This window comes from Actinomadura rubrobrunea NBRC 15275 (assembly GCF_001552235.1).
GTDB classification, from domain to species: domain Bacteria; phylum Actinomycetota; class Actinomycetes; order Streptosporangiales; family Streptosporangiaceae; genus Spirillospora; species Spirillospora viridilutea.
On the sequence record NZ_BCQU01000112.1, the window covers coordinates 1 to 21,318 of the forward strand.

Here is a 21,318-nt window from a genome sequence, read left to right on the forward strand (position 1 = left end):
GCCGCCGAACGCGACGCCCACGGGCGGACGCGCTGCACGCGGCTGCGGTCGGACGGGCCGCTGGCGCTGCGCGAGACCGCCGAGGGCGTCCACCTGGTCGGCGCGGCGGCCGGCCCGCTGGGCGGCGACGTCCTGGAGCTCGACGTCGCCGTCGGCCCGGGCGCGCGGCTGGCGGTGCGTTCGGCGGCGGCCGCGCTCGTGCTGCCGGGGGACGGGACGTCGCGCCTTACCGTGCGGGCGCGGGTCGGCCCCGGCGCCCGCCTGGACTTCGCGCCGGAGCCGACGGTGGCGGCCGCGGGATGCGACCACCGGTCCGCCGCCGAGATCGCGCTCGCGGAGGACGCGACGCTCCGCTGGCGCGAGGAGATCGTCCTGGGCCGCCACGGCGAACGGCCCGGACGGCTGCGCGGCCGGCTCGACGTCGCGATCGGGCGGACGCCGCTGCTGCGCCACGAGCTGCGCGTCGGGGACGGGCACGGCGCCCGCGCGGTGCTCGGGGACGCCGGGGCCGCCGGCAGCGTGCTGCTCGTGCGGCCCGGTCTGGCCCGCGAGGCGCATGTCGAGGACGGGCTGGCGGTCCTGCCGCTCGCGCATCCGTCGGGCGTGCTGATCACGGCCGTCGCTCCCGACGCGGCCCTGCTCCGCCGCCGCCTCGCCCGCGGCGAGCGCGTCGCGGCGCGCGCTCGCGGAGAGACCGCCCCGCGCGGCCTCCCGGCGGATCAGGAGACGGCTTCCGCGGCGGCCTTCCGGGGCGCGGAGACCCCGGATTCCTGCTCGTAATAGCGGATCTTCCCCTGGATCTTCCGCTGCTGCTCGCGGAGCTGGGCGATCTGCTCCTCGACGCGGCGGTCGTGCGCCTTGAGCAGCGCCACGCGCTCCCGGAAGGTCTCGTCGCCTCCGCGCATCAGCTCGGCGTAGCGCCGCAGCTCGGCGATCGGCATGCCGGTGTCGCGCAGGCAGCGCAGCATGCCCAGCCACGCCAGGTCCGCTTCGGTGAAGACGCGGCGGCCGGCGGCGTCGCGCGCGATCCCCGACAGCAGCCCGATCTTCTCGTAGTACCGCAGTGTGTCGATGCTGAAGCCGCTCTTGGCGGCGGTCTCGGCCGGGGAGTAGAGCTTCACGGGCCCCAGAGTGCCACCTGGAGCGCACTCCAGGTCAATCGCTTCGCCCGCGCCCGCGGCCCATCCGGGCCTCGATCCCGTCCAAGACCAGCGCCAGTCCGGCCTCGAAGACCTCGGTGGCCTCCTGCACCAGGTAGGGGGCGTCCTCGTCCTCGAAGCAGATCACCGACCTGGCCGAGTTCGTCCGCGAGCTGGACGACCCGTCGGTGGCGAGAACGTCGACGTGGACATCCCGCTCGGCGTGCTCACCGTCGTCACCGGTGTGGCCGGTTCCGGCAAGAGCTCGCTCATCCACGGCTCGCTGCCCGGCCGCGACGGCGTCGTCGTGGTCGACCAGTCCCCGATCCGCGGCTCCCGGCGCAGCAACCCGGCGACCTACACCGGCCTGCCCGACTCGATCCGCGCCGCGTTCGCCAGGGCCAACGGGGTGCGGGCCTCGCTGTTCAGCGCCAACTCCGAGGGCGCCTGCCCCGACTGCAAAGGCATCGGCCTCGTCTACACCGACCTGGCGATGATGGCCGGGGTCACCACCGTCTGCGAAGAGTGCGAGGGCAGGCGGTTCACGCCCGAGGTGCTCGGGTACACGCTGGGCGGCAAGAACATCAGCGAGGTGCCGGCCATGTCGGCGGCCGAGGCCCGCGACTTCTTCACCTCCGGGCAGGCGCGCCATCCTCGACCGCATGTGCGACGTGGGCCTGGGCTACCTGAGCCTGGGCCAGCCGCTCACCACCCTGTCCGGCGGCGAGCGGCAGCGCCTCATGCTGGCCGTCCGCATGGCCGACAAGGGCATGGTCGACAAGGGCATGGTCTACGTGCTGGACGAGCCCACCACCGGCCTGCACCCGGCCGACGTCGACCGGCTGCTGGCCCTGCTGGACCGGCTGGTCGACGACGGCAACACGGTGATCGTCATCGAGCACCACCAGGCGGTCATGGCGCACGCGGACTGGATCATCGACCTCGGCCCCGGCGCCGGCCGCGACGGCGGCCGCGTCGTCTTCACCGGGACCCCCGCCGAGCTCGTCGCCTCCGCCGACACCCTCACCGCCCGCCACCTCCGCGAATACCTGCGGTGAAGGCGGCCGCCCCGCGGAGCGCGCCCCTCCGGGCGGACACCGGCGCCGGTCCCCCGCGACCGCCGTCCGCCCGGCCGCGCGGGCGCCGCCGCTGCCGCTCCGGCCGGATCTTTCGGATCGGGCTTGACCTGGAGCGCGCTCCAGCGTCAAGGATGTGCGCTCATGGAGATCGCGCTTGGAGCAATGTGGTTCGGAACCAAGGTGGACGAGGAGACCTCGTTCGCCATCCTCGACCGCTTCACCGAGGCGGGCGGGACGATGATCGACACGGCGAACAACTACGCGTTCTGGCTGACCGGCGGGGTCGGCGGCGAGAGCGAGACCGTGCTCGGGCGCTGGCTGGCCAGCCGCAAGAAGCGGGACCAGGTGGTGCTCGGCACCAAGGTCGGGGCGCGGCCGACGGCGCCCGGCATGGGCCTGGAGAACACCGAAGGGCTGTCGGAGAAGGCGATCCGGGCGGCGGTCGAGGGCAGCCTGCGGCGGCTCGGCACCGACCGGATCGACGTGTACTGGGCGCACATCGAGGACCGGACGGTGCCGCTGGAGGAGACCATGGGCGCGTTCGGCGACCTGGTGCGCGAGGGCACGGTCGGCCGGCTCGGCGCCAGCAACCACGCACTATGGCGGCTGGAGCGGGCACGGGCGCTCGGCGAGCCCCGCTGGGACGACCTCCAGTACCGCTACACCTACCTCCAGCCTCAGCCGGGCGTGCCGCTCGCCGACATCGGGCACTACCTCGTCACCGACGAGCTGCTCGACTACGTCCGGGCCGAGGGCATGCGGCTGTGGGTCTACAACGCGCTGCTCGCGGGCGGCTACACCCGCGCCGACAAGCCGCTGCACGAGGCCTACCGGTGCCCGGCCAACGAGCGGAGGCTGGCCGTGCTGCGGTCGGTCGCCGACGAGCTGGGCGCCACGCCCAACCAGGTGGTGCTCGCCTGGCTGATGGGCGGCGACCCGCCGGTGATCCCCATCGTGGGCGTCAGCACGGTGGCCCAGGTGGAGGAGATGCTGGGCGCGGCCGAGCTGACATTGCCCGCCGAGCTGAGGGAACGACTCGATTCGGCCGCGGCGGGTTGACCTGGAGCGCGCTCCAGGTCGGAGAGTGCAAGGGCAAGTGCCGCAGCGAGAAACAGAGGACTCCTCATGCGCATCGGACTGCAGGTCCCCAGCTTCACCTTCCCGGGCGGACCGGAGCGGATCGCCGCCGAGTACGGGCGCATCGCCCGTGACGCCGACCAGGCGGGTCTGCACTCGTTCTGGGTGATGGACCACTTCTTCCAGATCCCCGTGGTCGGCCCGGCGGAGGAGCCGATGCTGGAGGCCTATACGGCGCTGGCGTACGCGGCGGCGCTCACCGAGAAGATCACGCTGGGCACCCTGGTCACCGGCGTCGTCTACCGGCACCCGGGCGTCCTGGTGAAGACGGTGACGACGCTGGACGTGCTGTCCGGCGGCCGGGCCTGGCTGGGGATCGGCGCCGCCTGGAACGAGGAGGAGTCGCGCGGGCTCGGCGTGCCGTTCCCGCCGACGGCCGAGCGGTTCGAGCGGCTCGAGGAGACGCTGCGGATCGCCCACCAGATGTGGCGGGGCGACGAGAGCCCCTTCGACGGCGGGCACTACCGCCTGGAGCGTCCGCTGAACGTTCCGCGGCCGGTGCGGCGCCCGCACCCGCCGATCCTGGTCGGCGGCACCGGGGAGAAGAAGACGCTGCGGTTCGTCGCCAAGTACGCCGACGCCTGCAACATCTTCGACTCCGACGAGCTGCCGCGGAAGCTCGACGTGCTGCGCGGGCACTGCGAGCGGGAGGGCCGCGACTACGCCGAGATCGAGAAGACCTCGCTGACGTTCATGCGCGGCCGTCCCTCGGTCGATCAGGTCGTGGACACGGCGGGCCGGCTCGCCGAGGCGGGCGTCGACCACGTGATCTACTCCCAGCGCACCGGGGAGGACCTCGCCGGGGTGCTCGGCGAGGCGCTCGCCCAGGTCGCGAAGATCACGCCCGCCGGGCGCTGAGCGCGGCGGGGCCGCCGGGACGCGGGGGTCCGGTCCCGGCGGCCCCGCCCGTGCTGCGCGACGGCTCCGCGCCTTACGACGCCCTCGCCTCGGGGACGGGCCGGGCCGGGGGACGCGCGCGGGTCGGCACGGCGATCCGGTTCCACAAGTTGATCATCGCGACGACCGCGACCAGCGCGGCCTGCTCCCGCTGGGAGAAGTGCGCGGCCATCCGGTCCCACACCTCGTCCGGCACGCCGTCCTCGCCGAGCCGGGTGGCGGACTCGGTGTAGGCGAGCGCGGCCCGTTCCGCCTCGGTGAACAGCTCCGACTCCCGCCACGCCGGCAGCTGGAAGATCCGGTCGGGGGTCTCGCCGTCGTTCAGCGCCTCGTGCGCGTGCATGTCGACGCAGAACAGGCAGCCGTTGATCTGGGAGGCGCGGAGCTTGACCAGGTGCCGCAGCAGCGGGTCCAGCCCCGATTCGCGCAGCATGCCCTCGACCTGCGAGAGGGCCCGGTAGACGTCCGGGGCGGCCTCGGCCAGGTTGAGACGCTGTTTCATCGTCGTTCCCTTCATGCGCTCGCTCAGCGGTCGCCAGGGAGACGACGCCGCCCGGCCGCCTGTGACGGCGAATGCCGCCGCGTCCCGTTCGCCGCGCCGGTCGGCTGTGTCCGGCCGTCGCGGGGGCTCAGCCGTCCCGCAGGGCGCGCAGCCGGTTGATCTCGGCCTGCTGGGTGGACTGGATGTCCCGCGCGAGCTGCTGGACGGTGACGTCGGTGCCGCGGTCCAGCACGTCCTGGACCATGGTCAGCGCGCCCTGGTGGTGGGCGACCATCAGGTCGACGAACAGCCGGTCGAAGTCCTTGCCGCGGGCCTGCCGGAGCTGCTCCATCTGCTGCGGCGTCGCCATGCCCGGCATGCCGGCGTGGGCGGACGCCGACGGCGAGGCGGCGGCGCCGTGCGCGCCGTGCCCGGCGTGGCCCGTCCCCGTCCCCCGGCCGTGCCGCTTCAACCAGCTCTGCATGGCCGAGATCTCCGCGTTCTGCGCCGCGTCGATGCGCTCGGCCATCGCCTTGATCTGCCGGTCGGAGGCCCGCTCGGGGGCCAGCGCGGCCATCTCGATCGCCTGCCGGTGGTGCGGGATCATCATCTCCACGAAGCGGATCTCCGCGGCCGTGGGCGGGGACGGCGTGGACGGCCCGACCACCGCGGTCTTGTTGTCCTCCCCCGGCCGTCCCGGCATCAGCACGGTGGCCTTGGGCGCGGCCCGGTCGCCGGAGTCGTCGCCGCCGCTGCATCCGCCCAGGGCGGCCGCGGCCGCCGCCACGGCCAGCACCGCGATCCGGTACCGCGTCCAGTTGCGCATTCGATTCCCCACTTCGACCCGCCGCGTGGACATTCCGGACGGTAGCCCGGACCGCCGTCGGCACGGAAGAGAGTTTGATCTCAGAAAGCTCACAGATCCATGCAGATCTATGCAAAAGGCTCAGTTCGGTTCATACTCCGGTTGATCACCTACCGTCGGGGGATTTTGGACACATTAAGGAGTGAGGGTGGCGCTGCTCCCTGGACGCAGACCCAAGCGACGAACACTGGTGGGAACCCTCGCGGCGCTCGCGCTGGCCGGATCAGCCGCCGCGGCGCCCACGGCCGCGGCCGACACCCTGGGCGTGGACGAGATCGCCAAGTCGCGCAACATGCACCACGTGGCGAACATCCCCAAGCCCGCGCCGTTCGCCTCGACCTCGGCCCTCAACTCGGACTGGGCCTTCAAGGGCAAGTACGCCTTCGGCGGCAACTACGAGGGCTTCACGGTCTACGACATCAGCAAGCCGGCCAAGCCGAAGATCGTGACCGTGGTGCGGTGCCCCGGGTCGCAGAACGACGTGTCGATCGCCGGGAACCTGCTGTTCCTGTCCACCGACAGCTCGCGCAGCGACGACTCCTGCCAGTCGCAGCCCATGCCGGCCAGCGAGAAGTCGGCCTGGGAGGGCATCAAGATCTTCGACATCAGCGACGTGCGCAACCCGCGCTACGTCAAGTCCGTCGAGACCAAGTGCGGTTCGCACACCAACACGCTGGTCCCGGGCAAGCGCGACGAGGTGTACATCTACGTCTCGTCGTACTCGCCCAACTCCGCCTACCCCGACTGCCAGCCGCCGCACGACCTGATCTCGATCATCAAGGTGCCGCTGAAGCACCCGCAGGCGGCCAAGGTGGTGGCCGAGCCGGTGCTGTTCCCCGACGGCGGCAACCCCGGTGACGGGCGGCCCTACCCCGAGGGCACGTCGGCGACCACCGGCTGCCACGACCTGACCGCCTACCCGGCCAAGAACCTCATGGCCGGGGCGTGCATGGGCGACGGCGTGCTGTTCGACATCTCCGACCGGGTCAAGCCGCGGATCATCCACAGCGTCCGCGACGACGAGAACTTCGCGTTCTGGCACTCGGCGACGTTCAACAACAGCGCCACCAAGGTCGTCTTCACCGACGAGCTCGGCGGCGGCGGCGCGGCCACCTGCAACGCCGCGATCGGCCAGGAGAAGGGCGCCGACGCCGTCTACGACATCGTCGGCAAGGGCGACAAGCGCCGGCTGGTCTTCCGCAGCTACTTCAAGATCCCGCGGGCGAACGCCGACACCGAGAACTGCGTGGCCCACAACGGCTCGCTGATCCCCGTCAAGGGCCGCGACATCATGGTCCAGGCCTGGTACCAGGGCGGCGTCTCGGTGTGGGACTTCACCGACTCCCGCAGGCCCAAGGAGATCGGCTGGTTCGAGCGCGGGCCGCTGAGCGACTCCGAGCTCATCGTGGGCGGCTCGTGGTCGGCGTACTACTACAACGGCTACATCTACTCCAACGACATCCAGAAGGGCATGGACGTCCTCGACATCCGCGACATGCGCACCAACCCCGGCAAGCGCGTCAAGCTGGATGTGCTGAACGTCCAGTCGCAGCCCGACTACTTCGGCCGCTGACCGGCCCGAGGACCGGTCCCCGGACCGGTCCGCCGGAGCACGCGGTCAGCGGGAAGGCCCCCGGCCCCGCCGGGGGCCTTCTGCGCGCCGGGACTCGGGCGCGTGCCGCAGGCCGGCGAGCTTGTCGGGGTTGAGGACGCGGCGGATCGCGGTGACGCGGCCGTCCGCCACCTCGACGGCGTCGACGCCGATCAGCCGCCCGAAGCTGTACACCAGCAGCCCGGGCCCGCCGTTGACCTCGACGGGCGCCAGCGTGATCTGGAGCTTGGCGGTCACCCGCACCAGCACGGTCGCGATCCGCTCCGCCCCGGCGATGACCTTGCGCGCGGCGAACGTCTTCCCGCCGCCGTCGGTGGTGTAGGTGGCGTCCGGGTCCAGCAGGGCCAGCAGCGCGGCGCCGTCGCCGCTCTCGGCGGCGGCGCGGAAGGCGCCGACCACCCGCTCGCGCTCGGCCCGGGACGCCCGCCGTCCGGCCGCGGCCGACGGCCCGGCGGCGGCGATCTTGCGTCCGGCCCGCGAGACGAGCTGGCGGCAGGCCGCGGGGCTCTTGCCCAGGACCTCGGCGATCTGCTCGTAGGGCGCCTCGAACGCCTGGCGCAGCACGAACGCGACCCGCTCGGGCGGCGTCAGCCGCTCCAGCACCAGCAGCATCGCGATCCCGACGGTGTCGTCGACGAGCACCGGCTCGGCGGCGTCCGGACCGGTCAGCAGCGGTTCGGGCAGCCACGGCCCGACGTAGTCCTCGCGCCGGGCGCGGGCCGAGGTCAGCAGGTCGTAGGCGCGGCGCGCGGCCACGGTGACCAGCCAGGCGCGCAGATCGCGGACCTCGGCCAGCGACGCGGCGGAGGCCGCGCGCAGCCACACGTCCTGGGCGACGTCCTCGGCGTCGGCCACGCTGCCGGTGATGCGGTAGGCCGCGCCGAACACCGCGGGGCGGTGCTTCGGCCACTCGGCGTCGAGCCGGGCCCGCGCCGCGTCGTCCACCGCGTCGTCCACCGTGTCGCCCGCCGCCCGCGCGGGACGCCGCGTCACGCCGCCGCGGGCGTGAACACCCATTTGCGGTACGACCAGTAGCGGAAGGCCGACGCCAGCGCCAGCCCCGCCAGCAGCCCGGCGTTGTAGGCGACCCCGCTGTGCAGGCCGAGCGTGTAGTAGGTGAAGCCGGTGCAGGCCGTCTGGATCAGCAGGCCGACGCCGTTGAGCCCGAAGAAGATCGCCACTTCGCGGCCGGAGCCGGTGCTGTCGCGGTGCCGGAACGTCCAGTGGCGGTTGGCCAGGTACGACACCAGCGTCGAGGCGACGGTGGGCAGCACCACGCTGACGATCGGGCCGCCGCCGAGCAGGTGCCGCAGGACGTTGGCCCCGCCGATCATGATCACCGTGCCGACGCACCCGACGAACCCGAAGCTGAGCAGCTCCCGCACGAAGGGCCGGTGCGGGACGTCCGCGGACGCCGCGTCGACCGGCCGGGACCGCTGCATGGTGCTCACTCGCCCAGACCTTACCGGAGGACGAACCGTGCACCCCACGCGCCCCGGAAGGAAAGATCGATCGAAAGGCCGATCAGCGCGCGGCCGTGGCGGTGGCGCGCGCGGACACCGCGATCGCGGCGACCAGCGCGACCGGCACGCACAGCGCGCCGGTCAGCCCGACCGCCTGCGCCACGAACCCGATGACCGGCGGGCCGCCCAGCAGACCGAGGTACCCGACGCCCGTCACCCGGGAGATGCCGTCCGCCGCGGGCACGCCGGGCAGGTTGCCCGCGGCGCTGAAGGTGACCGGCGCCACGGGGGCGATGCCCACGCCGAACAGCGTGAACCCGATGATCGCGGCGACCGGGTGGCCGGCCGCCAGCCCCAGGCCCAGCCCGAACGCCGACAGCAGGGCCCCCGCGCGCAGCACGCGCACCGGCCCGAACCGCGCCACCACCCGGTCGCCCGCCAGGCGGCCCACCGTCATCGCGACGGCGAACCCCGCGTAGCCCAGGCCCGCCACGCCGGGCCCGCTGTGCAGCGTCTCGCGCAGGTAGACGGCGCTCCAGTCGGCCATCGCGCCCTCGCCCACGAACGAGCACAGCCCGATGAGCCCGAGCAGGGCCAGCATGCGCCGTCCGCCGCGCACCGCCTCCGCCTGGGCCCTGCGCGCGGCCTTCCGGGCCGGCTCCCGGGCGGTCTCCCGGGCGGCGCCGCGGGCGCCGGACGCGCAGCCGGCCTCCGACGCGCCGGCGGACTTCGACGCCTCGGCGGCGGGCTCGGCGGGATCGGCGGGCCCGGACGGGCCGGCGTCCGGATCGGACGGGTCGTCGGCGGATCGGTCCAACAGCCCTCGGCAGCCCGCCAGCACCAGCGCCGCCAGCAGGAGCGCCGCCGCCGACAGGTGCACCGGCACCGGGACGCCCAGATGCGCCAGTCCGGAGCCGACCAGCGCCGCCAGCAGGGTGCCGATGCTGTACGCGCCGTGCAGCCCGGACATGATCGGCCGGCCCAGGCCGCGTTCGACGGCCACCCCCTGGACGTTCATCGCCACGTCCATCAGGCCCAGCGAGGCGCCGAACAGCACCAGCGCGGCGACCAGCGCGGCCAGGTTCCCGGCCAGGCCCATCGGGACCAGCGCCAGCGCCCCCGCGGCCCCGGCCGCCATGGTCGTGGCGCGGCTGCCCCACCGCGCGACGACCGACCCGGCGAAGCGCACCGCCACGACCACTCCCGCCGGTGCGCCGAGCAGCGCCACGCCGAGGGCGCCCTCGCTCAGTCCCAGATGCTCCTTGACCTGAGGGATCCGCGCCACCCAGGCGGAGCCGACCAGACCGTGCGCGACGAACGCGACGGTCACCGCCAGCCGTGCCCGGCGGAGCGTCCCGGCCGCCGTCACAGTCACCACCACGCAGACTGTACGCGCCTTACCCCCGGGCCGGCGTCCCCTCCCCCGCGCAAGCGATCACCCAGCGGGGGCGGCCGCGTCCGCCGCGGACGGCCCCTACAGCAGCTCGGCCAGCGGCACCTTGGGATCGGCCAGCAGCCCCCGGTCGACCGGCTCGCCGGAGCGGATCAGCGCCTGGACGTCCCGGGCGACCTCCCACACGTTGACGTTCATCCCGGCGACCACGCGCCCGCCGGACAGCCAGAACGCCATGAACTCCAGGCCCGCCACGTCGCCCCGGTACACCACCTCGTCGTACTCGCCCGGCGTCGGCAGGCCGGACAGCTCCATGCCGAGTTCGTACTGGTCGGTGAAGAAGTAGGGGATGCGGTCGTAGGAGACCTCCTGCCCGAGCATCGCCCGCGCCGCGGCCGGTCCGCCGTTCAGCGCGTTGGCCCAGTGCTCCACGCGCAGGCGGCGGCCGAGCAGCGGATGGTAGGCGGCGGCCACGTCCCCGGCGGCGAAGACGTCGGGGTCGGACGTGCGCAGCGACTGGTCGACCAGCACGCCGTCCGACACCTCCAGGCCCGCCCGCTCGGCCAGCTCGGTGTTGGGCCGCACCCCGATGCCCACGATCACCACGTCCGCGGGGATCTCCGCGCCGCCCGTGGTCACCACCGCCGACACCTGCCCGGCGCCCCAGAACCCCGCCACGCCCTCGTCCAGCCGCAGGATGACGCCGTGCCGGCGGTGCAGGTCGGCGAACAGCCCGCCCACCTCGGGCCCGAGCGCGGCGTGCAGCGGCGTCGGCTCCGGCTCGATCACCGTCACCTCGTTGCCGTAGGCGCGGGCCGCGGCCGCGGTCTCCAGGCCGATCCAGCCGGCGCCCGCCACCACCACGCGGCGCCCGCCCGGCGCGATCGCCTCGCGCAGGGCCGCCGCGTCGGCCATCGTCCGCAGGTAGTACAGGCCCTGGAGCCGGGAGCCGGGCACCTCCAGCCGGCGCGGGGACGCCCCGGTGGCCAGCAGCAGCCGGTCGTAGCCGATCTCCTCGCCGCTGGCGAGCGTCACCCGGTGCCGGGACGGGTCGAGGGCCGTGACGGTCGTGCCCAGTCGCAGCTCCACGCGGTTGCGCTCGTACCAGTCGGGCCCGTGGACGTGCGCCTTCTCCCGCGGCTCCTGGCCGAGCAGGAACCCCTTGGACAGCGGCGGCCGCTCGTAGGGCCGCTCGACCTCCGCGCCGATCAGCACCACCCGTCCCCCGAAGCGCTCCTCCCGCAGCGTCTCGGCGGCCTTGGCGCCGGCCAGGCTCGCGCCGACGATGACGATGGTCTCCTCGGGCATGGCGACCTCCTGAGGACGGCGTCTACTTGCCTGCCTACTGCTGTGCCCCGAAGGAGACAAGGGGCCACCCGCGGGCGTTTCAAGGAACGATCCACGAACGGGCCGCGGCGCGGCGCTCGCGGGCGGCCGCCGCTAACCGGCGCGCCCCGACAGCGCCTTGTGCCGGGCGATCGCGGAGGTGTCGGTGAGCGAGGCGATCTGGTCGACGACCGCGCGCAGCCGGGCCGCGTCGTCAGGCGCCTCCTCGAAGGCGGCGCGGAACGCCGGGTCGAGCGTGTCCGGCGCGCCGCGCAGCATCAGCTCGGCCAGCTCCATGATCAGCTCGCGCTGGCGGGCCCGGACGGCCTCGTGGCTGATCCACACGTAGTGCGCGGTGACGCCCTTGAGCAGCGCGCACTCCAGCCGCTGCTCCCGCGGCACGATCAGGTCGGCGCCGTACCGGGTCAGCGGGCGGTCGCCGTACGCGGCGCGGGTCGCCTCCTCGGCGGCCACGCAGAACCGGCCGATCAGCGTGCTGGTGAGGTTCTTCAGGGCGGCCAGGGCGCGCGGCGTGCCGTCGTAGCGGTCCGGCCAGTACGGCTCGGCCAGCAGGCGCGCGAAGCGCTCCTCCAGCTCGTCCAGGTCGGCGTCGTCGCAGTAGAGCTTGCGGGCGGTGGCGCACACCAGGCGGCGCTCGGCCGGGTCGGCGAGGCGATCGAAGTCGACGTGCCCGGCGACGAGCGCGTCCTCCAGGTCGTGCACCGAGTACGCGACGTCGTCGCTCCAGTCCATGACCTGCGCCTCGAAACAGACGCGCCCGGCCGGGGCGCCGTCGCGCACCCAGCGCGCCACGGCGAGATCGTCCAGGTACGTCCCGTACTTGCCGTTCACGGCCTCGTCCGGGGTCCACGGGTACTTCATGGACGCGTCGAGGGCGGCGCGGGTGAGGTTGAGCCCGACGCTGCGGCCGTACAGCGGCGGGCCGGCGGGCGCGAACGACTTGGGCTCCAGCCGGGTCAGCACGCGCAGGCTCTGCGCGTTGCCCTCGAAGCCGCCGCAGTCGCGGGCGACCACGTCCAGGGCGGCCTCCCCGTTGTGCCCGAACGGCGGGTGCCCGATGTCGTGGGCCAGGCAGGCGGTCTCCACCAGGTCGGGGTCGCAGCCGAGGGACTTGCCGAGCTCCCGGCCGATCTGGGCGCACTCCAGCGAGTGGGTCAGCCGGGTGCGCAGGCTCTGCCCGTGCTCCTCGGCGTGCGCGCCGGGCGAGGCCACCTGGGTCTTGGCGGCCAGCCGCCGCAGCGCGGCGCTGTGCAGCACGCGCGCCCGGTCCCGTTCGAAGGCGGTGCGGTCGCGGCGCTTGGGCGGCTCGGGGGCCCATCGCTCCTGGTCGCGCTCTGAATAATTCCTCATCGCCCCATCCAGGGTAGGCCGCGCCGGACGCCCTCACCCGGATGCGGACTTGATCGTTTCCCGAGGGTCCCGGATGCTCTTCCCGAAGAGCACGTACGACAGGTAGCCGCCGGTCTCCCGGACGATGTAGTGGAACTGCGTCTCGCGGGTCTGCACGCTCGGGCCGCTGCGGGTCGGGGACGAGGCCGCCTCGATGCCGTTGTCGGCCGCCATCCGCTTGGAGCGCAGGCCGTGCCACGGGTCGGTCACGATCACGCCGGTGCGCCATCCGCGCCGCCGGTACTCGCGGCCCACCGCCCGCATGCTCTCCAGCGTGTCGCCGCCGACGGGCACGGACACCACCCGGTCGGCGGGCACCCCGCCGCGCTCCACCAGCCACCGCTTCCCGGAGTCGGCCTCGGTGTAGGCGTCGCCCGGCCGCTTGCCGCCGACGGTGACGATGACCGGCGCCACCCCGTCCCGGTACAGGTTCAGGGCGTGCTGCAGCCGCCACCGCAGGGTGGGCGAGGGCACCCCGTTGTACTGCGCCGCGCCCAGCACGATGATCGCGTCCGAGCGGGGCCGCTCGTCCTGGCGGGCCTGGTACCACACGCGCCCCGCCACGGTCAGCGGCGTCAGCACGGCCACGGCCAGCAGCCCGAGCAGCGCGCTCACCGCGATCACGAAGGCGCGGGAGCGGCGGCCGCGCGCCGGCCGCCGCTCCCCGTCCGCCTCGGGCCCTCGCCGCTCGCGCCGCCCGCCGTCCTCGTCGGCCCCCTCGGACGGGTCGGAGCCGGGCGCGTCCATCTCCAAGGTCATCTCGCTCGACACGCTAGTTGAGACGACCGGGCGCGCGTCGCGGGTTCGCCGGTTCCGTCCCCGTGTCCGCCCGGACGCGGGCGGCGTCCCCGAGGAGGGCGGGCGGCCGGCTCGCGGCTAGCGGCTGTCGGAGCCGACCGCGGAGATCGCGGCGCGTCCCGCCTCGAGCCGGGCGACCGGGACGCGGAACGGCGAGCAGGACACGTAGTCCAGGCCGACCTCGTGGCAGAAGTGCACCGACTCGGGGTCGCCGCCGTGTTCGCCGCAGATGCCCAGCTTCAGGTCCGGACGGGCGGCGCGCCCCTCCTCGGCGGCGATGCGCACCAGGCGGCCGACCCCCTCGCGGTCCAAGGTCTCGAACGGGGACACGCCGAAGATGCCGAGCTCCAGGTAGCGGGAGAAGAAGGCCGCCTCCACGTCGTCGCGGGAGAAGCCCCACGTGGTCTGGGTGAGGTCGTTGGTGCCGAAGGAGAAGAACTCGGCGGCCTCGGCGATCTGCCCGGCGGTCAGCGCCGCCCGGGGCAGCTCGATCATGGTGCCGATCAGCGCGGGCACGTCCACCCCGGTCTCCTCGCGGACCTCGGCCAGCACCCGCCGGGCCTCGTCGCGCACCGCCTCGAGTTCCTGGACGGCGCCCACAAGCGGGATCATTATCTCCGGTCGAGGATCGCCGCCCGCCCGGCGCCGCCGCGCGGCCGCATGGGCGATCGCGCGGACCTGCATCGCAAACAGCCCGGGAATCACCAAACCCAGGCGCACGCCCCGCAGTCCCAACATAGGGTTCTGCTCGTGCAGCCGGCGGACGGCCTCCAGCAGTTTGCGGTCCCGGGGGTCGGCGTCGTCACCCGCCAGAGCGACCTTGACCGACAGCTCGGTGAGGTCGGGGAGGAACTCGTGCAACGGGGGGTCGATGAGCCGGATCGTGACGGGCAGCCCGTCCATGGCTTCGAGGATGCCTTCGAAGTCGGCGCGCTGGAGCGGCTCCAGCGCGTCCAGGGCGTCGCGCCGCTCGTCGTCGGTCTCGGCGAGGATGAGCTGTTCCACCAGGCGGCGGCGGTCGCCGAGGAACATGTGCTCGGTACGGCACAGCCCGATGCCGCGCGCGCCGAAGCGGCGGGCCCGCGCGGCGTCCTCGGGGGTGTCGGCGTTGGCGCGCACGCCCAGGCGCGCCCGCGCGTCGGCGTGCTTCATGATCCGGTGCACGGCCTGGACGAGCTCGTCCCCCTCGTCCCCGGCGGCGGCCTGCGCGGGGTCGAGCGCGCCCTCGAAGTACTTGACCACCGGGGAGTCCTCGACGGGCACCTCGCCGAGGTAGACCCGGCCGCTGGTGCCGTCGATGGAGATGACCTCGCCTTCCTCGACGGTGACGCCGCCGGGGGCGGTGAAGCGGGCGGCCTTGGTGTCGACGTCCAGTTCCTCCGCGCCGCACACGCAGGTCTTGCCCATGCCGCGGGCGACGACCGCGGCGTGCGAGGTCTTGCCGCCGCGGGAGGTGAGGATGCCCCTGGCGGCGACCATGCCGGCCAGGTCGTCGGGGTTGGTCTCGCGGCGCACCAGGATGACGTCCTCGCCCCGGGCGGCCAGCTCCACGGCCCGCTCGGAGGAGAAGACGGCCTTGCCGACGGCGGCGCCGGGCGAGGCGTTCATGCCGGTGGTCAGCAGCTTGCTCCCGTCGGCCTGGGCCTGGTCGAAGCGGGGGAACATCAGCTGGGCGAGCTGGTCGCCGGTGACGCGGGCCACGGCCTCGTCCTCGTCGATGAGGCCCTGGTCGAGCAGCTGGCAGGCGATGCGGAACGCGGCCGCGGCGGTGCGCTTGCCGACCCGGGTCTGGAGCATCCACAGCTTGCCGCGCTCGATCGTGAACTCGATGTCGCACATGTCGCGGTAGTGGTTCTCCAGCGTCTCCATGATGCGCAGGAGCTCCGCGTAGGCGGCGGGGTTGAGGCGTTCCAGCTCGGACAGCGGCACGGTGTTGCGGATGCCGGCGACCACGTCCTCCCCCTGCGCGTTCTGCAGGTAGTCGCCGTAGACGCCCTGGCGGCCGGTCGCGGGGTCGCGGGTGAAGGCCACGCCGGTGCCCGAGTCCATGCCCATGTTGCCGAACACCATGGCGCAGACGTTGACGGCGGTGCCGAGGTCGGCGGGGATGCGCTCCTGGCGCCGGTACAGGATCGCGCGGGGCGCGTTCCACGACTCGAACACCGCCCTGATCGCCAGGTCCATCTGCTCGCGCGGGTCGGCGGGGAAGTCGCGCCCGGCGTGCTCGCGGACGATGTCCTTGAACGTGGCGACCAGGCCGCGCAGGTCGCCGGCGTCCAGGTCGAGGTCCCGGTCGGTGCCCTTGGCCTTCTTGGCGGCGTCCACGGCGTCCTCGAACAGGTCACCGTCGACGCCGAGCACGGTCTTGCCGAACATCTGGATGAGCCGCCGGTAGGAGTCCCAGGCGAAGCGCTCGTCCCCGGACTGGGCGGCGAGCCCGGCCACCGACGCGTCGTTGAGGCCGATGTTGAGGACGGTCTCCATCATGCCGGGCATGCTGAACTTGGCCCCGGACCGCACGCTGACCAGCAGCGGGTCGTCGGGCTGGCCGAGGCGCTTGCCCATGGCCTCCTCCAGCGCCGACAGGTGCTCGTCGATCTCCTCCGCCAACCCGTCGGGCAGCGCGCCGTGCTCCAGGTAGTGGCGGCACGCCTCGGTGGTGATGGTGAACCCCGGCGGGACGGGCAGGCCGAGATTGGTCATCTCGGCCAGGTTGGCGCCCTTGCCCCCCAGCAGATCCCGCAGGTCCTTGTTGCCTTCGGTGAAGTCGTACACCAGTTTCGGCACGGGCCCCTCCTTCGCGGTCCGGTCCCGCCGCGCGGCCTGCGGCGGGGTGGCGGGCGGCGGCCTCGGATGGACCCGGTACGCTCCCGGGCGCCGCCGGAAACGGCACCGCCTGCCCTGTTTGCCGGGACTGTACCCGTGCGTGCGACGCCCGCTCGTCACTCCGTTACGCTGCGTGCGTTTACGCAGGTCAAACCGAGCACACTGGTCTATTCCAATCAGGACATAACCGACACACGACCAAGGAACCACGGCCGTTGCATGGTCTACGCACCGCAAACCAGAGGGAATCATGGAAAGAGGAGGTGAGGCTGTGAGACCGATGGTCGCCGGTGGCCGGGCTGGAGACCCGTTCGCCCCGATCGCCGATTTCGGGTTCCTGTCCGACTGCGAGACGACCGCCCTGGTCGCGCCGAGCGGCAACATCGAATGGATGTGCCTGCCCCGCATGGACTCGCCGAGCGTCTTCGGCTCCCTGCTGGACCGGGACGCCGGATACTTCCGGGTCGGTCCGGCGGGGGTGGAGGTGCCCGCCGCCCGGCGCTACATCCCCGGCACCATGGTGCTGGAGACGACCTGGTGGGTCCACGGCGGCTGGCTGGTGGTCACCGACGCGCTCCTCATGGGGCCCTGGCACCACGAGACCGAGCGCTCGCACACCCACCGCCGCGCCCCCACCGACTACGACGCCGACCACGTGCTGCTGCGCATGGTGCGCTGCGTCAACGGGCAGGTGCAGGTCCGGCTGGACTGCATGCCCGTGTTCGACTACGGACGCGCGCCCGCGCAGTGGGAGCACACCGGCCTCGGCTACCACGAGGCCGTCGCGCGCGGCAACGGTCTCTCACTGCGCCTGACCAGCGACATGAACATCGGCTTCGAAGGGTCGCTGGCCACCGCCCGCACCCTGCTCAAGCAGGGCGACGCGCGGTTCGTCGCGCTGTCGTGGAGCGAGCACGAGCCGCCGCACAGCTACGAGGAGGCCCAAGAGCGCCTGGTCTGGACGGTGCACCACTGGCAGCACTGGCTGGACCGCGGCAAGTTCCCCGACCACCCGTGGCGCAGCCACCTGCAGCGCAGCGCCCTCACCCTCAAGGGGCTGACGTTCGCCCCGTCGGGCGCGGTGGCGGCCGCGGCGACCACGTCCCTGCCGGAGACCCCGGGCGGCGACCGCAACTGGGACTACCGGTACACCTGGATCCGCGACTCGACGATGGCGCTGTGGGCCTTCTACACCCTCGGGTACGACTGGGAGGCCAACGACTTCTTCTACTTCATCACCGACGTGGCCGAGGCCGCCGAGGGCAAGCTGCAGATCATGTACGGGCTGGACGGCCGCGAGGAGCTGCCCGAGACGACCCTCGACCACCTGTCCGGCTACGACAACGCCCGCCCGGTGCGCATCGGCAACGAGGCGTACATGCAGGCCCAGCACGACGTGTGGGGCGCCATCATCGGCTCCATCTACCTGTTCGTGCGCAAGCGGGACCGGCTGGACGACCGGCTGTGGAAGATCGTCGTCAAGCAGGTCGAGGACGCGCTGGCCAACTGGCGGCTGCCGGACTGCGGCATGTGGGAGGTGCGCGGCGAGCCGCAGCACTTCACCTCCTCGAAGGTGTTCTGCTGGGTGGCGGCCGACCGCGGCGCCCGGCTGGCGCGCATCCGCGGCGACCACGCCATGGCCGAGCGCTGGCAGAAGGCGGCCGACGAGATCCACGCCGACGTGCTGGCCAACGCCCTGGACGAGCGCGGGGTGTTCGTGGCCCACTACGGCGCGACCAGCCTGGACGCGTCGGCGCTGCTCATCCCGCTGCTGGGCTTCCTGCCCGCCGACGACAAGCGGGTCCGCGAGACCGTGCTCGCCATCGCCGACGAGCTGACCGAGGACGACCTGGTGCTGCGGTACCGGCCGTCGGAGACCGACGACGGCTTCGACTCCGACGAGGGCACGTTCACCATCTGCTCGTTCTGGCTCGTCAGCGCGCTGGTGATGATCGGCGAACTGGACCGCGCCAAGGCCCTGTGCGAGAAGCTGCTCTCCTACGCCAGCCCGCTGCAGCTGTACGCCGAGGAGATCGACCCGCACACCGGCCGCCACCTGGGCAACTTCCCCCAGGCGTTCACCCACCTGGCGCTGATCAACGCGGTGATGCAGGTCATCCGCGCCGAGGAGTACGAGCGCCAGCCCCCGCTGGCCTGACCCCCCGCCGTGGCCAGGGCTCGGCGCCATCCCGCCCGGCCACGGCACCCGGGACGGGGCGTCGGAACCGATCACACGGCACCGGAACCGCCGCCGCGCCGCGGCCGGCGGCGGTAGTGATCAGATCCGGGTGTCCACCCGGCGCCCCGCGGAGGGACGCCGGGTGGACGGGAACGAGCCCCGCCGCGCCTCTCCCTGCCACCTCCTCGATGACGCCTAGAGGACGGCGCCGGAGTCCCCGGACTCGCGGCGGACGGGCCGCTGCGGGCGCTTGGGGTGCGGCGCGGGCGTCTTGCTGTAGTGCTGCAGCACCACGGCCAAGGGCGTGGCGGTGAACACGCTGGAGTACGTGCCGACGCAGATCCCGACCAGCAGCGCGATGGCGAAGTCGGTCAGCGAGTCGCCGCCGAGCAGCGCCAGCGCGGCCAAAATGAAGATCGCGCCCATCCCGGTGTTGACGGTCCGGGGCACGGTCTGCAGGGCGCCGCGGCCGGCGAGGCGGGCGAACGGCGCCTTGGGGTCGTCCCGCCACAGCTCGCGGATGCGGTCGAACACCACCACCGAGTCGTTCACCGAGTACCCGATGATCGTCAGCAGGGCGGCCAGGAACACCCCGTCGATCGGCTTGCCGAGCCAGGCGAACACCCCGATCACCACGATGATGTCGTGGAACATCGCCAGCACCGCGCCCGTGCCGAACGTCCAGCGGAACCGGAACGCCAGGTAGGCCAGCTGGACGAGGAGCGCCACCCCCAGCGCGATCAGCGCCTTGCGGCGCAGCTCGTCGCCCAGGGTGGGGCCGATCAGCTCGTCGCGCTCCTTGGTGACGGTGCCGCCCTTGGCGGCCAGCGCGTCCCGGATGCGCTTCTCCTCCTCGTTGGTGAGGTCCTCGGTGCGCACGGAGATGTTGTCCTGGCCGGACGTCTGCACCACCGCGCGCGGGAACCCGGCGGACGAGACGGCCGCGCGGGCGTCGTCGATGTCGACCGTCCGGCTGGTGGAGTACTCCATGAGGCGGCCCCCGGTGAACTCCACGCCGAAGTTGAGGCCGCGGACGAAGACGCCGGCCAGGGCGAGCACCACGACCAGCCCGGAGATCACCAGGTACAGGCGGCGGTGCCGCATCAGGTCCGGGTCGCGGCGGTCCAGCCACGTGCGCAGGCGGCCCACGGCGCCGATGCCGGTCAGCGCCGGGCGGCGCGCGATCCACCGGCGGGACAGGGCCGTCTCGGTGAGGAAGCGGCTGATCACCATCGCCGACAGCAACGAGGCCAGCACGCCGATGGTGAGGGTGACGCCGAAGCCGCGCACCGGGCCGGAGGCCAGGAAGAACAGCAGCCCGGCGGCCAGCAGGGTGGTGATGTTGGAGTCGGCGATGGCCGACCAGGCCTTGGTGAAGCCGGTGGCCAGGGCGGCGCGCACGCCGCGCCGGCGCGCCGCCCGGTACTCCTCCCGGGCGCGTTCGAAGGCCAGCACGTTGGCGTCGATGGCCATGCCGATGGCCAGCACGAACCCGGCCAGGCCGGGCAGGGTGAGCGTCGCGCCGATCATGATGAGCGCGGCGTAGGAGATCAGGGCGTAGCAGGCCAGCGCGACCGCGCTCAGCGCGCCGACCAGCCGGTAGACGGCGATGATGAACAGCCCGGTGAGGACGATGCCGATGACGGCGGCCTTCCAGCTGGCCTCGATCGCCTCCGCGCCCAGGGTGGGGCCGACCACCCGCTGCTCGATGATCTTCACGGGCACCGGCAGCGAACCGCCCTGGATCAGCGCGGCCAGGTCCCGCGCCTCCTTGGCGGTGAAGTCCCCGGTGATCTGGGTGGAGCCGCCGGTGATCCCGACGTTGCACGGCACCTCCGGGGTGACCTGCGGGGACGAGATGACCTGGCCGTCCAGGACGAAGGCGATGCGGCGTTCGTCCCCGGTGGCGCAGGCGGCGCGGGCGGTGATCCGCTCCCAGATCTTGCCGCCGTCGCCGCGGAACTTGACCGTGACGAACCAGCCGCCGAGGTTCTCCTGGTCGAACCCGGCCTCGGCGGTGCCGATGCCCTCGCCGGTCAGCGCGGCGGGTCCGATGAGGATCTGCCCGCCCTGCTCGTCGGGCAGCAGCTGCTCGCCCTTCTCCTTGTCGGGCTTGCCGTCGTTGACGCGGACGGGGTGCGCGGTGAGCTGCGCGGTCTTCCCGATCACCTGGGTGGCGCGGGTCGGGTCCTGCACGTCGGGCAGCTCGACGATGATGCGCCGCTCCCCCGACCGGGTGAGCGACGACTCGGCCACGCCGAGCGCGTCGACGCGGCGTTCGAGCACCTGCTTGGCGCGGTCGGTGGACGCGGCGTCGGCCTTGGCGTGCGGCCCGTCCTGGGTCTCCAGGACGATCTGGGTGCCGCCGCGCAGGTCGAGGCCGAGCCGGGCGGGCTGGGACAGGGCGTAGAACAGGGACGCGGCGAGCACTGCCAGAGACACCAGCGCCCGCACCGCGTTGGCGCGTGACAAGGGAAACCTCCACGAGGACTGCGGCCCTCTCCGAGGGACCGCGGACACCGGCGTGCGCCGGTCGGGTCAGATCGGCCGGAGCGTCGTGGAGCACGGAGGGGCGCGGCCGCGCGCGACGGCGCGCCCGGCGGACGGCATGCGCGTCGTCGGCTCGGGACGGCGCGCGACGGCATGCGAGGGGAGGCCCGCGCGCGGGGCGGTCGGCAGGACGGCCGCATGCGCCGCGCCGGACGGCGCTCCG

General features: G+C 73.3%; 16 protein-coding genes and 1 pseudogene. 6 read left to right on the forward strand and 11 right to left on the reverse strand.

Annotated features, from left to right (window positions below; all coding sequences use genetic code 11):
* Positions 1 to 780: urease accessory protein UreD (locus tag AR3_RS25555; protein ID WP_157406775.1), on the forward strand; the 780-nt coding region annotated here is incomplete at its 5' end.
* Here the strand turns inward: AR3_RS25555 and AR3_RS25560 are convergent.
* Positions 720 to 1,121 (reverse strand): MerR family transcriptional regulator, encoded by a 402-nt coding sequence (locus AR3_RS25560; protein ID WP_067917642.1) that lies wholly within the window; start codon positions 1,119 to 1,121, stop codon positions 720 to 722. The two genes, AR3_RS25555 and AR3_RS25560, sit on opposite strands and share 61 nt — an antisense overlap.
* A gap of 115 nt (positions 1,122 to 1,236) precedes the next feature.
* On the opposite strand from AR3_RS25560, the pseudogene AR3_RS25565 reads away from it, so the two are divergent.
* The 3 genes and pseudogenes from AR3_RS25565 to AR3_RS25575 form a co-directional block, all read left to right on the forward strand.
* A pseudogene (locus AR3_RS25565) lies at positions 1,237 to 2,197 on the forward strand (ATP-binding cassette domain-containing protein); the annotation flags it as partial.
* A 162-nt stretch (positions 2,198 to 2,359) separates the two neighbouring features.
* Positions 2,360 to 3,277, forward strand: a complete 918-nt coding sequence (locus AR3_RS25570) for an aldo/keto reductase (RefSeq protein WP_067917643.1) — start codon at positions 2,360 to 2,362, stop codon at positions 3,275 to 3,277.
* 66 nt (positions 3,278 to 3,343) lie between these two features.
* Positions 3,344 to 4,213 carry an LLM class F420-dependent oxidoreductase gene (locus AR3_RS25575; protein ID WP_067917646.1) on the forward strand — a complete coding sequence of 290 codons (870 nt, stop codon included), beginning with the start codon at positions 3,344 to 3,346 and terminating at the stop codon, positions 4,211 to 4,213.
* Between the two features lie 73 nt (positions 4,214 to 4,286).
* Here AR3_RS25575 and AR3_RS25580 read toward each other — a convergent pair whose 3' ends face one another.
* Positions 4,287 to 4,754 carry a carboxymuconolactone decarboxylase family protein gene (locus tag AR3_RS25580; protein ID WP_067917648.1) on the reverse strand — a complete coding sequence of 156 codons (468 nt, stop codon included), beginning with the start codon at positions 4,752 to 4,754 and terminating at the stop codon, positions 4,287 to 4,289.
* Positions 4,755 to 4,881: 127 nt separating this feature from the next.
* A complete protein-coding gene (locus AR3_RS25585; RefSeq protein WP_067917650.1) occupies positions 4,882 to 5,559 on the reverse strand; it encodes a DUF305 domain-containing protein in 678 nt (225 codons plus the stop codon).
* Between the two features lie 187 nt (positions 5,560 to 5,746).
* Between AR3_RS25585 and AR3_RS25590 the strand changes: the two genes are divergently transcribed.
* Positions 5,747 to 7,171: an LVIVD repeat-containing protein gene (locus tag AR3_RS25590; RefSeq protein ID WP_227023178.1), complete on the forward strand. Its 1,425-nt coding sequence runs from the start codon at positions 5,747 to 5,749 to the stop codon at positions 7,169 to 7,171.
* A 45-nt stretch (positions 7,172 to 7,216) separates the two neighbouring features.
* On the opposite strand, the gene sigJ is transcribed toward AR3_RS25590, so the two are convergent.
* The 7 genes from sigJ to ppdK form a co-directional block, all read right to left on the reverse strand.
* Positions 7,217 to 8,227, reverse strand: a complete 1,011-nt coding sequence (gene sigJ, locus AR3_RS25595; protein WP_083951985.1) for an RNA polymerase sigma factor SigJ — start codon at positions 8,225 to 8,227, stop codon at positions 7,217 to 7,219.
* Positions 8,200 to 8,652, reverse strand: coding sequence for a GtrA family protein (locus AR3_RS25600; RefSeq protein WP_227023186.1), 453 nt, complete (start codon positions 8,650 to 8,652; stop codon positions 8,200 to 8,202). Before AR3_RS25600 ends, sigJ begins: the two co-directional genes overlap by 28 nt.
* A gap of 82 nt (positions 8,653 to 8,734) precedes the next feature.
* Positions 8,735 to 10,051, reverse strand: coding sequence for an MFS transporter (locus AR3_RS25605; RefSeq protein WP_227023177.1), 1,317 nt, complete (start codon positions 10,049 to 10,051; stop codon positions 8,735 to 8,737).
* A gap of 96 nt (positions 10,052 to 10,147) precedes the next feature.
* Complete coding sequence (locus AR3_RS25610) at positions 10,148 to 11,374, reverse strand: NAD(P)/FAD-dependent oxidoreductase (protein ID WP_067917655.1); 1,227 nt, start codon at positions 11,372 to 11,374, stop codon at positions 10,148 to 10,150.
* 132 nt (positions 11,375 to 11,506) lie between these two features.
* Positions 11,507 to 12,763 (reverse strand): deoxyguanosinetriphosphate triphosphohydrolase, encoded by a 1,257-nt coding sequence (locus AR3_RS25615; RefSeq protein ID WP_067917657.1) that lies wholly within the window; start codon positions 12,761 to 12,763, stop codon positions 11,507 to 11,509.
* Positions 12,764 to 12,796: 33 nt separating this feature from the next.
* The gene (locus AR3_RS25620; protein WP_067917659.1) at positions 12,797 to 13,561 is read right to left on the reverse strand and encodes a YdcF family protein; all 765 of its coding nucleotides are present in this window, start codon (positions 13,559 to 13,561) and stop codon (positions 12,797 to 12,799) included.
* Positions 13,562 to 13,678: 117 nt separating this feature from the next.
* A complete protein-coding gene (gene ppdK / locus AR3_RS25625) occupies positions 13,679 to 16,387 on the reverse strand; it encodes a pyruvate, phosphate dikinase (protein ID WP_067917661.1) in 2,709 nt (902 codons plus the stop codon).
* Positions 16,388 to 16,706: 319 nt separating this feature from the next.
* Here ppdK and AR3_RS25630 point away from each other — a divergent pair, with 319 nt between their 5' ends.
* Entirely contained in the window at positions 16,707 to 18,584 is a 1,878-nt protein-coding gene (locus AR3_RS25630; protein ID WP_067917663.1) for a glycoside hydrolase family 15 protein, read from the forward strand.
* A 216-nt stretch (positions 18,585 to 18,800) separates the two neighbouring features.
* Here the strand turns inward: AR3_RS25630 and AR3_RS25635 are convergent, their stop codons facing one another.
* Complete coding sequence (locus tag AR3_RS25635; protein WP_067917665.1) at positions 18,801 to 21,077, reverse strand: protein translocase subunit SecDF; 2,277 nt, start codon at positions 21,075 to 21,077, stop codon at positions 18,801 to 18,803.
* Between the last annotated feature and the right edge of the window lie 241 nt (positions 21,078 to 21,318).